11 protein-coding genes are annotated in these 12,379 nt (G+C 53.9%); 6 read left to right on the top strand and 5 right to left on the bottom strand.

Annotated features, from left to right (window positions below; translation table 11 throughout):
• Nucleotide 1 precedes the first annotated feature (1 nt).
• Together LMED105_RS12875 and cobA are read left to right on the top strand one after the other, a co-directional pair.
• Nucleotides 2–1,351: a sulfate adenylyltransferase subunit 1 gene (locus LMED105_RS12875; RefSeq protein WP_040513465.1), complete on the top strand. Its 1,350-nt coding sequence runs from the start codon at nt 2–4 to the stop codon at nt 1,349–1,351.
• Between the two features lie 55 nt (nt 1,352–1,406).
• Entirely contained in the window at nt 1,407–2,201 is a 795-nt protein-coding gene (gene cobA / locus LMED105_RS12870) for a uroporphyrinogen-III C-methyltransferase (protein ID WP_008252037.1), read from the top strand.
• A 19-nt stretch (nt 2,202–2,220) separates the two neighbouring features.
• Here cobA and LMED105_RS12865 read toward each other — a convergent pair whose 3' ends face one another.
• The 4 genes from LMED105_RS12865 to lptF are packed head-to-tail and all read right to left on the bottom strand — an operon-like array spanning nt 2,221 to nt 5,219.
• The gene (locus LMED105_RS12865; RefSeq protein WP_008252035.1) at nt 2,221–2,481 is read right to left on the bottom strand and encodes a hypothetical protein; all 261 of its coding nucleotides are present in this window, start codon (nt 2,479–2,481) and stop codon (nt 2,221–2,223) included.
• A gap of 22 nt (nt 2,482–2,503) precedes the next feature.
• The gene (locus tag LMED105_RS12860) at nt 2,504–2,881 is read right to left on the bottom strand and encodes a sirohydrochlorin chelatase (RefSeq protein WP_008252033.1); all 378 of its coding nucleotides are present in this window, start codon (nt 2,879–2,881) and stop codon (nt 2,504–2,506) included.
• Complete coding sequence (gene lptG / locus LMED105_RS12855; protein WP_008252032.1) at nt 2,878–4,083, bottom strand: LPS export ABC transporter permease LptG; 1,206 nt, start codon at nt 4,081–4,083, stop codon at nt 2,878–2,880. The genes LMED105_RS12860 and lptG overlap by 4 nt, the downstream gene beginning before the upstream one ends.
• Complete coding sequence (gene lptF / locus LMED105_RS12850; RefSeq protein ID WP_008252030.1) at nt 4,080–5,219, bottom strand: LPS export ABC transporter permease LptF; 1,140 nt, start codon at nt 5,217–5,219, stop codon at nt 4,080–4,082. The genes lptG and lptF overlap by 4 nt, the downstream gene beginning before the upstream one ends.
• Before the next feature lie 110 nt (nt 5,220–5,329).
• On the opposite strand from lptF, the gene LMED105_RS12845 reads away from it, so the two are divergent.
• Genes LMED105_RS12845 through LMED105_RS12835 form a run of 3 tightly spaced genes read left to right on the top strand, consistent with a single transcriptional unit; the run spans nt 5,330 to nt 7,616 of the window.
• On the top strand, nt 5,330–6,931 hold the full coding sequence (locus LMED105_RS12845) for a leucyl aminopeptidase (RefSeq protein WP_008252028.1): 1,602 nt from the start codon (nt 5,330–5,332) through the stop codon (nt 6,929–6,931).
• A 10-nt stretch (nt 6,932–6,941) separates the two neighbouring features.
• A complete protein-coding gene (locus tag LMED105_RS12840; protein WP_008252027.1) occupies nt 6,942–7,364 on the top strand; it encodes a DNA polymerase III subunit chi in 423 nt (140 codons plus the stop codon).
• 21 nt (nt 7,365–7,385) lie between these two features.
• Nucleotides 7,386–7,616, top strand: coding sequence for a hypothetical protein (locus LMED105_RS12835; protein ID WP_008252026.1), 231 nt, complete (start codon nt 7,386–7,388; stop codon nt 7,614–7,616).
• Here LMED105_RS12835 and LMED105_RS12830 read toward each other — a convergent pair whose 3' ends face one another.
• On the bottom strand, nt 7,617–9,242 hold the full coding sequence (locus LMED105_RS12830) for a methyl-accepting chemotaxis protein (RefSeq protein ID WP_008252025.1): 1,626 nt from the start codon (nt 9,240–9,242) through the stop codon (nt 7,617–7,619).
• 261 nt (nt 9,243–9,503) lie between these two features.
• Here LMED105_RS12830 and LMED105_RS12825 point away from each other — a divergent pair, with 261 nt between their 5' ends.
• Nucleotides 9,504–12,353 (top strand): valine--tRNA ligase, encoded by a 2,850-nt coding sequence (locus LMED105_RS12825; RefSeq protein WP_008252024.1) that lies wholly within the window; start codon nt 9,504–9,506, stop codon nt 12,351–12,353.
• Nucleotides 12,354–12,379 lie beyond the last annotated feature (26 nt).

Genomic DNA, 12,379 nt, shown 5'->3' with positions numbered 1-12,379 from the left:
CATGAACGCAATTAACGAAGCTCTGAAACTGAGCACCCAAGACCATGGCGTGCTGCGCTTCATCACCGCTGGTTCTGTCGACGACGGAAAGTCCACCCTGATTGGCCGCTTGCTGTTCGACAGCAAAGGTATTTTTGCAGACCAGTTGGCCGCCATTTCCAAGGCAAAAAACAAGCGCACTGCGGGCGATGCAATCGACTTTTCGCTGTTGACCGATGGCTTGGAAGCAGAACGCGAGCAAGGTATTACCATCGACGTGGCCTACCGCTACTTCGCCACACCTGCGCGCAAGTTCATTGTGGCCGACACACCGGGCCACGAGCAGTACACCCGCAACATGGTGACTGGTGCGTCCACAGCCGACGTAGCCATTGTGCTGGTCGACATTACCCGCGTTGCATTTGAAGAAACCGCAGAAGGCCTGAAAGCCACGCTGCTGGCCCAAACCAAACGCCACAGCGCGATTGCCGGCAAGTTGGGTATTCCTGCCATTTTGTTTGCCGTGAACAAAATGGACCTGGTTGATTTCGACCACGCCAAATTCATTGCCACCGAAAAAGCCGTGCGTGAACTGGCAGTCACCGTGGGCGTACAAGAAGCGCTGGTGCTGCCGATTTCAGCCCTGACCGGCGACAACGTGGTCACCAGCAGCCCCAAAACCCCTTGGTACACTGGCCAGCCTTTGCTGCCCATTCTGGAAAACATTCCCAGCCGTGCTGACCGTGCAGAAGCTGCGCACAAGTTGGGTTTCCGCTTCCCGGTGCAATTGGTGGCCCGCCACGATGGTCACAAAGCCGAGGACTTCCGCGGCTACATGGGCCGTGTTGAAGGTGGCAGCGTGAAGGTGGGCGACACCGTGGTGGTTCACCCTTCTGGCCAAAGCGCAGTTGTACAGCGCATTGTATTTTTGAACGATGATTTGCCCGAAGCCCACTTGGGGCAGTGTGTCACCTTGGTGCTGGACCGCGATGTGGATGTATCCCGTGGCGATCAAATTGTCAGCGTTGGCGACACAGTGAACCACGCCCCGGTGAAAGCATTGACGGCCGACATTTGCTGGCTGGACAATGAGCCATTGAACCCTGCTCGCAAGTACTGGATCAAGCAGACCACGCGCCAAACCCAGGCCAAAATCAAATCCGTGAATTTGGTGCTCGACATTCACACCCTGCTGCATGGTGAAAGCACCAAAACGGTGCAAATGAACGACATCGCACAGATTGAATTGGTGCTGGCCCAGCCCATCGTGGCGGATTTGTACACCGAATGCCGCGCAACGGGTAGTTTTATCCTGATTGACAGTGCCACCAACCAAACCGTGGCAGCTGGCATGATCGTTGCAAAGAACTAAGCAACGACCCTTCACCCGGTTGTTGGTTGCTTGTTCTTAAATAGGGACTTTTGAGATGGGACGCGTTGTATTGATTGGAGCAGGACCTGGAGCGGAGGATTTAATCACCGTTCGTGGCCTGAAGCTGTTGATGCAGGCAGACTGCGTGTTTTACGATGCGCTGGTCAGTCCCTCTCTTCTTTCTGAAGCCCACCCCGATGCAAAACTTGTTGCCGTTGGAAAACGTTGCGGCAAGAAATCCACCGCACAAATTTTTATCAACAAACAGCTTGTTGAGGCCGCAGAACAATTCAAACTTGTGGTGCGTCTGAAAGGCGGCGACCCCATGGTGTTTGGCCGTGCCGATGAAGAAATTACTGCATTGAAAGCCGCTGGCCACACCGTTGAAGTGGTGCCCGGTGTAACCGCCGCATTGGCGGCTGCCAGCAGCCTGCAGGCTTCGCTGACTTTGCGTGGTGTTGCCCGCAGCCTTACTTTAACCACCCCTTCTGTGGGTGCCGATGAAGTACCCAGCACGGAATTGTTCACTGGCACTGAAAACGACACTGTGGCTGTTTACATGGGTTTGCGCCAGGCAGGCCCTTGGGCCGCTGCCCTGCTTGAAAAAGGACGCAATCCGGCTACCCCGGTTATTCTGTGTGAAAGCGTGTCCTTACCTGCCGAGAAATTCACGCCGCTGAATTTGGGCAGGCTTCCATCGTTTTCTGCTGAACAGCTCACCGATGGACCTTGTCTTATTTTGATTGGCCAAGCGCTGGCAAAAGCACAGGCTGAACTACTCGCAGGCGATAAAAACCCGGTCAGTGTTGAATTGACCGGGTCGCCATTCGGATCGAACAAAGCTGCTTGATCGCCTCTAGAACGAGCGTTTAACCCGCTGCAGCTTCGCACTTCTTCATGAAGGAATTTTTGGCCGCACCTGCCAGCTTCTTGCCATCTTTGCCCACCGCACGTTCTTCACAACTGGCCTTGTTCTCAGCCAGACATTTTTTCATGAATGAATTTTTCGCAGCACCAGCCAGGGGCTTTCCTTCCTTGCTCACCGCCTTGGCCTGACAAGCGGCCTCGGTGGATTGTGCATGGGCAGGGATTGAAAAACACAGCGCAGCCAACAGCAACCATTTCTTCATGTTCTATCTCCAGATGTTTTAATTAAACCTGCTGAACAATTTCATTGGCAATTGCTTGCCACACTGCATCCCACTGACCCACAGCACTTGTGGCCTCAATGTTCAAACCCGGGTGTCTGGCTTTCAATTCAGCCATGATGACCGGAAAATCATTTTTCAAATGCCCGCCCCGACCGAAGAAGATGGGCACCACTTGAATGTGCGTCACACCGCCTTGCGCCATGCAATCCACGGTGTCTGGCAAACTTGGTGCCATCAATTCCAGAAAAGCCAGCTCAACCTGCACGTTGGGCAATTGCCCAATCAAAATGCTTTGCAACCGTTTCATGGGTTCGGCCCATTGGGGGTCTCGCGCACCGTGGCCAAACAACACAACTGCTTTTTTCTGGGTACTGCTCATCGATTCCTCAATACATTCAAAGTGCGCCAAGGCGCTGGCTGTGAAACCCACCACAAAGCCCCCATGCCCACCACAAAGCCCAGCAAACTGGGCAATGCAGCGCTCACAAACGGCGGAAAACTGGCCACCATGCTGAGGTGGGAAAACAGGTTATTGACCAAATGGAAACCCACGCCAATCATGACGCCGGCAAACACTTTCACGCTGACACTACCCGACCTGAAATGCAAGTAGGCAAACGGCAGCGAGATCATCATCATGATGAGAATGGCAAACGGGTACATTATTTTTTTGGCAAAAGCCAAATCGATATTGTCGGTGGCCTGCAGGTTACTGCTCAAAAATTTCGAGTAGTTGTACAGCTGCCAGGCACTCATGCGGTCTGGGCGAACAAACAGACCAGTGAGCAGCTCGGGCGACAAATTCGAAGTCCATCGCATGGTTTCAAGCGACTCAAATTCACTGGCCTGAATGGTTAAACCGGCGCGTGCCGCATTCGCGTTGCTGACCGCCTCATCGAAGTAACGCTGCACTAAAACGTTGCGCAACTCCCAATCGCCGCTGTCGGGATCAAACTTTGCGCTTTCGGCACGAACCCAGGCTCGAATTCTGGACTCGGGATCAAGTTCGTAATATTCCAGCTTGAGTAGCTCGCCGTCTTTGTTGAATGAATCAAAATTCACGAAACGCACACGTGACTCTGCATCAGGGGCACTGTAGGTGTCGCGCATCCAGTACCCGCTGCGGAAATCACGATCTACCTCATAGCCCAAGGCCTTGGCACGCATAGGCACCGCCGCCCTTTCGGCCAAGGGTGCCACGGCTTCGCCAAACAACACTGTAATAACGACCACGCCCGCTGCAATTCGAACGAGCATTTTCAGCATGCTGGTGGTGCTTAAGCCCGCGGCACGCATGGCTGTCAATTCACTGCTGGCTGCCAATTGCACCAAAGCGTAGATAGAACCAATCAAGGCTGCGATAGGCGCAATTTCGTAGACGCGCGCGGGCAAGCCCAACAACACTGCGACGAAATAATAAAACCAGCTGGTGCCTGGCAAACTCAAGCGGTCTACTTCAGCGATCAAGTCAAAAAATGCAAACAGACCCACAAAGGCCACCATTACAAAACTGATGGCTTTGTACAGTTCACTGCGAAAATACACCAGCAGGGAATGCGGCACCGTGAAAGGCTTTTTCATGGTTTGATCTCCTGGCCTGCCACCACATCTTGCAGATCAAGCGACCGGACAGGCCTGCGCCAGCGGAACAGGGGCGCGCCCGCGGGACGGTTGCGCTTCACCATCAACAAGTAGAACATCAGCAATACACTGGCATGCGGCAGCACCAAGGCCACCCAAAAATCGAGGGTTTCTTTGGTGACCATGCTTTGCGTAACCGACACGATGTTGCTGTAAGTCAGATAAATCAGCAAGGCAAAAAGCTGGTTCAGCGAATTGCCACCCCGTGGATTCACAAAGGCCAACGGAATGGCCAACAAACCCAGTACCAAGGCTGACATTGGCAAACTGACACGCCACAATAATTCGCCTTGGGCAGCCGGTGAAAAATCGGCAATCAACAGGTCGACACGGCGGTGCTGTAACTGAAAGCTGGGGGCGGCACCCAATGTGTTGTCAATTGCCAAACCGTAAGTTTCGAACTCAGTGCTGGTAAACCGTTCTCCAGTGCCGTCCAGTGTAGCGCGGCGCCCACCGCTCAACACCAGGTAAGGCTGACCACTGGCGTCCACTTCTACGCTACCGCGCGCAGCCGAGACAACCGTACGGGTGTCGCCTTTGGAGTCGACTACAAACACGTTTTCGACCTGCTTGGTGACTTCAGACTGACGCTCTACGAAGAACACTCGGTTGCCTTCGCCTGATTCCCGGAACTGCCCCGCGCTGACCTTGCTCACATCGCTGCGTTTCGCAAAGCGGTCTTTGGCTGCATCCAGCTCAGCTTTGGCCCATGGGGTAAGCCATACCGAGCACACCAAGGCCAACACGGTCAGCGGCACGGCAAAGCGCAGCACCGGGCGCACCAGTGAAAACAAGGACACGCCCGAGGCAAACCAGGCGGTCATTTCCTGCTCTTTGAAGGCGCGCGACACAACCCCCATCACTGCGATGAACACAGTGATGACCAAGGCAGCCGGCAGGTATTGAAGACCGCCCAATAAAATGAGTGTAAATACCTCAGCGTTGTCCACCTTGCCGCCCGCAGCCTGACCCAGGGTACGAACCAGCACAGTGGTCACAATGATGGTGAACAGGGCCACGAAGGTGGCGCCAGCGGTTTGTGCGAAGTCTTTTCGAAAAGTGGATCGAAACAGCATGCAATGCAGGTGGGCTGTGCTTTGACTCGCCAACCCAGCTTGTTAATAATGGTAGATTGTCGCATGCATTCGTTTTGAATGGTCGAGCATTAATCGCAAGAAGGAACACCATGACAGCAACACCCGCCACTCCCAAAGCCAGAAAAACCAGTTCCACACGTGTCGCCAAAAAAGCGGCGCCCACGCCACCGCCCATGTTCAGCTTCAAGGCGGGTACGGGCGCTGTCGCCAAAGTGACTGCCGGCGGACCTGTGCCCACCAAGGGGTGCGATGTGGCTGTGGTTGCTGTGTACAAAGAGGGTGAATTGACCGCAGCCGCCAAACGTGCAGACATTGACACCGAGGGCCTGGTGGCAAACGCATGCAAAACCGACAAAAACCTGGGCAATGCAGGCAGCTGCCGCGTGGTATTTAACACCGCCAAGGCTGGTGCGCCCGTGTACGTACTGGTGGGGCTGGATGAAGCCGACAAACTGAATACCAAAACCCTGCGCAAAGCCACCAGCGCAGCCTGCGACGCGTTGAAAGGCCTGAAACCTGCGAAAGTATTTTTCGCCGTGAACCAGGAAGTACCCAAGAAAAGCAGTGACAAAGAAATTGCTGCCCTGTGTGCACGCACCATCACCGAGAGTTTTTACAGCTTCTCTGCCTGCAAAAAACAGGACGACGAAGTAACGCCACCCCCTGCCTTCGAGTTGGCTTGCACCAAATCAACCCAAGACGCCGTTGAAAAAGGCGCGGCGATTGGACAGGCGATTGGCAACGGCATGCAATTGACCAAAGACCTTGGCAATTTGCCTGGCAATATTTGCACCCCGAACTATTTGGCTGAAACAGCCAAAGCGCTGGCCAAGCAATACAAACTGGGTGTTGAAGTGCTGGACCACAAAAAGATGGAAGCGCTGGGCATGTTCAGCCTGTTGTCGGTGGGCAAAGCGTCCAGCGAACCCCCCAAACTGATCGTGTTGAAGTACAACGGCGCAAAAGACCCCAAAGAAGCCCCAGTGGTGCTGGTTGGCAAAGGCATTACCTTTGACACTGGTGGTATTTCACTGAAGCCCGGTGCGGGCATGGACGAAATGAAATACGACATGTGTGGCGCAGCCAGCGTGTTGGGTACCATGAAAGCCGCCGCTGAAATGAAGTTGGCCCTGAACCTGATTGTGGTAGTACCCACGGCCGAGAACATGCCTGCCGGTAACGCAAGCAAGCCAGGCGACGTGGTGGTGTCCATGAGCGGACAAACCATTGAAATTTTGAATACCGATGCAGAAGGCCGCCTGATTTTGTGTGATGCACTTACCTACGTTGAGCGGTTTAACCCCGCCGCCGTGGTCGATGTGGCCACCCTCACCGGTGCCTGTATTGTGGCGCTGGGCCATGTGAACAGCGGCTTGTTCAGCCCCGATGACGACCTGGCCAATGAATTGTTCAAGGCGGGTCAAAACGCATTGGACACAGCATGGCGCATGCCTTTGGACGAGGAATACCACGAGCAGTTAAAAAGCAACTTTGCCGACATGGCCAACATTGGTGGGCCGCCCGCAGGCAGCGTCACTGCCGCGTGTTTCCTGCAAAAGTACACCAAGGCCTACAGCTGGGCGCACCTGGACATCGCGGGTACAGCATGGCATTCAGGCAAGGCGAAAGGCGCAAGTGGCCGCCCGGTGCCTTTGCTGGCCGAGTTTGTCATGAAGCGCGCAAGAGCCTGAGGGTTGTGAATTGACCCGAATTGACTTTCATCTGAATGTGTCCGACCACCTGCTGTACACCTGTCGATTGATTCGAAAGGCGTACGGCAGTGGGCTGAAAATTGTGTGCTACAGCACCCGTCCCGAAGTACTTGAAAATCTGGACAAGCTGCTGTGGACTTTCTCGGAAGAGGACTTTTTACCCCATGTGGTCAGTGGCCACCCAGGTGTGGCTGACACGCCCATTGTGTTGACCGACAAAGCCGATGACATCGCCCACTACGATTTATTGATTAACCTGGACGAACAGTGGCCACCGTTTTTTGCGCGGTTTGAACGCTTGGTTGAAATTGTGGGTACCGACGAAGACAACAAGGCTCTGGCGAGACAACGCTATAAATTTTACAAAGAACGGGGTTACCCACTGAATACTTTTGACCGCGCCAACGGTTGATGGGGGCTTGAGGACAACAACATGAGTGAACATTTTGATGGTGGCCCGCCCCTGTTGACCGAGGTGATTGAATCGGGTTTGCGGGAAATTGAGCAATCGACTGGTAGCCGCCTGGGCGGCAACTTGAGCGACCCGCAAATTGAAATATTGCGGGCGCAGTTGCCTGAACTGTTTGAACGCGCACTGCTTCGGATCAAACCCCAGCTGATGCAGGAGTTTGAAAAAGTAGTGCTGGACGCGCTGAAAAAATAATCAGGTTTTAAATACCTGCACAGACTGAGTCAAGCCACCCGCTAAATCTGAGATTTGTTGAGCCACATATTTATTTTGCGCAATGGCTGCGGTATTTTCCTCGGTCATTTGCGCGACACGCTCGACGTTGCGGCTAATTTCCACACTCACATTGCTTTGCTCTTTCATCGACACGGTAATGGCCTGAATGGCCTCATTCACACGGTCTGCATTGGCCTTGATCTGGTCAATCGTTCCCGACACCGAATCGGCCTGCTCAATACCCTGCTTCACCATACCCACCGAATCTTCCATGGACTTGGAGGCCTGCTGGGTAATGCTCTGAATCTGGAACACCATGGTTGAAATGCGCTCGGATGAGCCTTTGGTTTGCTCAGCCAATTTGCGTACTTCATCGGCAACCACTGCAAAACCACGACCGCTTTCACCTGCACGTGCCGCCTCAATGGCAGCATTCAAGGCCAACAAGTTGGTACGGTCGGCAATGTCGGTGATGGTTGAGATAATCTCGGAAATTTCATTGGACTGCTGCTCAAGCGAGCGCACGGTGCTGGCACTGCCCTGCACCGAGCTGGCAATTTTTCGAATACCTTCAACCACCTGGCCCAAAGTAATACTGCCTTGATCAGCAGACTGCTTGGCCTGCATGGCTGTGTGCGAAGCATCGTTGGAATTCTCGGTAATCTGGCTGATCGATACAGTCAATTGCTCCACAGCCGCAGCCATGGATGAAGTGGCATCCGCTTGTTCAGAAGCCGCCTTGTTCATTTCATCGGAGGAAGTCCGCACGGCACTTGCACTCTCGTTCAAGGACGCGGTAGAACCCCGAATGCCTTCAATCAAACCACGCAAATTCGTTTGTGCCTTGCCCAGCGCAAGCAACAGCCCGTCGACTTCGTCTTTGCCCTGCACCTGAATATTGCTGTTCAGCTTGCCTTCGGCCAAAGCATTGATGTGAATTGTCGCAGTGCCTAACTTGCGTTTAAACAAACGGGAAATCAGGAAGTTCAAGGTTAAACCAGTGAACAGGGCAAACAAGGTAATCGCCACAGTAATCCAGATGGATTGCTGGTAAACACCCTGGCTGGCCTCTTGTCGCTGCTTCAGCAAGCGGTATTCTTCTGCTTCCACTTTGGCCAAAGCCTGACGCATTTTGTCCATCAATGGCTTGCCCGGAGTGGAATCCACCAAGGCATTGAAGTCTTCCGGGGCCATATTGCCCTCGATGACCAAACGCTTGGCATCGATCAACGGATCAATGACGGAGTTCAGCCAAGTTCGGTAATGTGCATTGAACAAGCGCAACTCCTCGGTGACAACCGGATTGTGGACTGTCAACTCAGAAGCCTTGTCAAGGTGTTTGCGAACCTGCTCTTTGCCGTCGTTGTACGGGGTCAGGTAAGCCTCATCACCACGCAGTAAAAATCCGCGTTCGCCGGTTTCAATATTCAACAGATTCTCGCGAACACCCAGCACATTCTCGATCACCTCGTGGGTGAATTCGTTTTTGGCATTGGCATCCATGATCCGCTTGCTGTTAAACACACCCAGGCCACCGACTACCACGCCCAGCGCGATCACCGTGACCAAGCTGGCACTGAATTTGGCACTAATGGAACTCAACATGAGACACCCCTCTTTGAACTGTCATTGATTTACAACATACCGTTGTATTTCTAAAAAAGCCTCACTCGAACAGGGCTATTTGAAGACAGCCACCCAGTCGGACGTATGAACATTGTGCAGTAAGGGGGGACACCTGAAATTGGGGAATAAAGGGGCTTTCCTGCCCCAGACCAAACAACTCAAAGCCGGCAGGGCACCCGCAAACGCTATAATGTCGGGCTAAGCCTTTGTTGACGTTGTCCATTTTCAAGTACCACTGCCATGACCCTTGCCAAAAGTTTCGACCCGAATGCCATTGAATCCCACTGGGGCCCTGAATGGGAGCGCCAAGGCCACGCCAAAGCCACAACAGAGGAAGGCAAACCCGACTTTTGCATTCAACTCCCACCACCGAATGTGACTGGTACGTTGCACATGGGCCATGCATTCAACCAAACCATCATGGACGGGCTGACACGCTATTACCGCATGCGGGGTCACAACACCCTGTGGCAACCAGGCACTGACCACGCAGGCATTGCCACGCAAATTGTGGTTGAACGCCAACTGGCCGCCAAGAACATTACCCGCCACGATTTGGGCCGCGAAAAATTCGTGGAGAAAATTTGGGAATGGAAAAACGAAAGCGGCAGCAAAATTACCGAGCAAATGCGCCGCATGGGTGCCAGCGTAGATTGGCAGCGCGAGTACTTCACCATGGACCCGGCCCTGTCCAAATCGGTCACCGAGGTCTTTGTTCGCCTGTTTGAGCAAGGCCTGATTTACCGCGGCAAGCGCTTGGTGAACTGGGACCCGGTTTTGAAAACTGCCGTTTCTGACCTGGAAGTGGAAAGCGTTGAAACCGAAGGCCACCTGTGGGAACTGAAGTACCCACTGGTTGAAGCTGACCCCGTGAAAGGCTTAACCCACTTGACAGTGGCCACCACCCGCCCGGAAACCATGCTGGGTGATTCTGCCGTGATGGTTCACCCCGACGATGAGCGCTACCAGCACCTGATTGGCAAGAAAGTAAAGCTGCCCTTGTGCGACCGCGAGCTGACCATTATTGCGGATGAATACGTAGACAGTTCTTTCGGCACTGGCGTGGTGAAGGTAACACCCGCACACGACTTCAACGACTATGCCGTGGGCCAGCGCCACAAGCTTGAGCTGATCAATATCCTGACGCTGGATGCAACGATTAACGAGCAAGCACCTGCCAAGTACGTGGGCATGGATCGTTTTGTCGCCCGCAAGCAAATTGTGGCTGACCTGGAAGAACAAGGCCTGCTGGGCGAAATCAAGCCCCACAAGCTGATGGTTCCCAAGGGCGACCGCACGGGCGTGGTAATTGAACCCATGTTGACTGACCAGTGGTTTGTGGCCATGAGCAAAGTGGCCGAGGGTGATGCCACCGGAAAAAGCATTACCCAAAAAGCGATCGACGCAGTTGAACAAGGCCAGGTTAAGTTTGTGCCCGAACAATGGGTGAACACCTACAACCAGTGGCTGAACAACATTCAAGACTGGTGTATTTCCCGCCAGCTGTGGTGGGGCCACCAAATCCCGGCCTGGTATGGCGAGAACGGCGAAGTGTTTGTGGCCCGCACGGAAGCGGATGCACGCAGCAAGGCTGCCGCAACCGGCCACACCGGCGAACTAAAGCGCGATGACGATGTGCTGGACACCTGGTTCAGCTCCGCTCTGGTGCCTTTCAGCACCTTGGGCTGGCCCGACGAGACACCAGAGCTGAAACACTTCCTGCCTTCCTCCGTGTTGGTGACTGGCTTTGACATCATTTTCTTCTGGGTTGCCCGAATGATCATGATGACCACCCACTTCACCGGCCAGGTGCCCTTCCACACCGTGTATGTGCATGGTTTGGTGCGAGACGCCGAGGGCAAGAAAATGAGCAAGTCGGTGGGCAACACGTTGGACCCGGTCGATTTGATTGATGGTTGCAGCCTTGATACGCTTTTGGTGAAACGCACCACTGGATTGAGCAAGCCGCAAGACGCACCGAAGATCGAGAAGAAAACCCGCAAGGAATTCCCCGAAGGTATTCCGGCCTACGGCGCAGATGCACTGCGCTTTACCTTCGCAAGCCTGGCCACCTTGGGCCGCAACATCAACTTTGACCAGAAGCGCTGCGACGGTTACCGCAACTTCTGCAACAAGCTGTGGAACGCCACCCGCTTTGTGTTGATGAACACGGAAGGGCAAGATTGTGGTTTGAGCGACCACGATGCAGACGCCTGCACGCCAGGTGGCTACCTTGATTTTTCTCAAGCGGACCGCTGGATCACAAGCACCTTGCAACGCGTTGAAGCGGATGTGGCACAAGGTTTTGAGACCTACCGATTCGACTTGATTGCGCAAAGCATTTACCAGTTTGTGTGGGACGAATACTGCGACTGGTACCTTGAAATCGCCAAGGTGCAAATTGCCAATGGCACACCCGCACAGCAACGCGCCACACGCCGCACACTGGTGCGGGTGCTGGAAACAATTTTGCGCCTGGCCCATCCCATTATTCCATTCATCACCGAAGAACTTTGGCAAACAGTTAGTGTGGTCGCAGGGCGCAGGGAAGAAGGCGTGCAAGCCAGCTTGATGACCCAAGCCTACCCGGTCAGCGTGCCTTCCCGTATTGATGAAAAAGCGGAAAGCTTTGTGCTCCAACTGAAAGCCACCGTTGATGCCATTCGCGCATTGCGCAGCGAAATGGGCTTGGGCCCTGCAGACAAAGTGCCGCTAATTGCCAGTTGTGAGGGCAACGCAGAGCAACGCGCCTTCCTTGAAAAAACTGGCCCGGTGTTGGCTGCCTTGGCCAAACTCAGCAAAGTGGACGTGGTTGATTCACTGCCCGCAGACTCCATGGCACCCGTACAAATTGTGGGTGAACTGAAGCTGATGCTGCACATTGAAATTGATGTGGAAGCTGAACGTGCGCGGATTGGCAAGGAAGCGGAAAAAATCCGCATTGAAATTGCCAAGTGCAATGGCAAGCTGGGCAATGCCAGCTTTGTAGACCGAGCACCCGCAGCAGTGGTGGATCAGGAAAAGGCGCGCCTTGCTGACTTCAGCGCCCTGCTGGAAAAGCTGGAAAGTCAGCTAAACAAATTGAAATGAGTTGAAACCAGCACAAAAAAAGAGCA

The organism is Limnobacter sp. MED105, assembly GCF_000170915.1.
In the GTDB taxonomy this organism is placed as follows: domain Bacteria; phylum Pseudomonadota; class Gammaproteobacteria; order Burkholderiales; family Burkholderiaceae_B; genus Limnobacter.
Note: the sequence above shows the minus strand (reverse complement) of the source record. Positions and strands in the feature narration are given on the sequence as shown.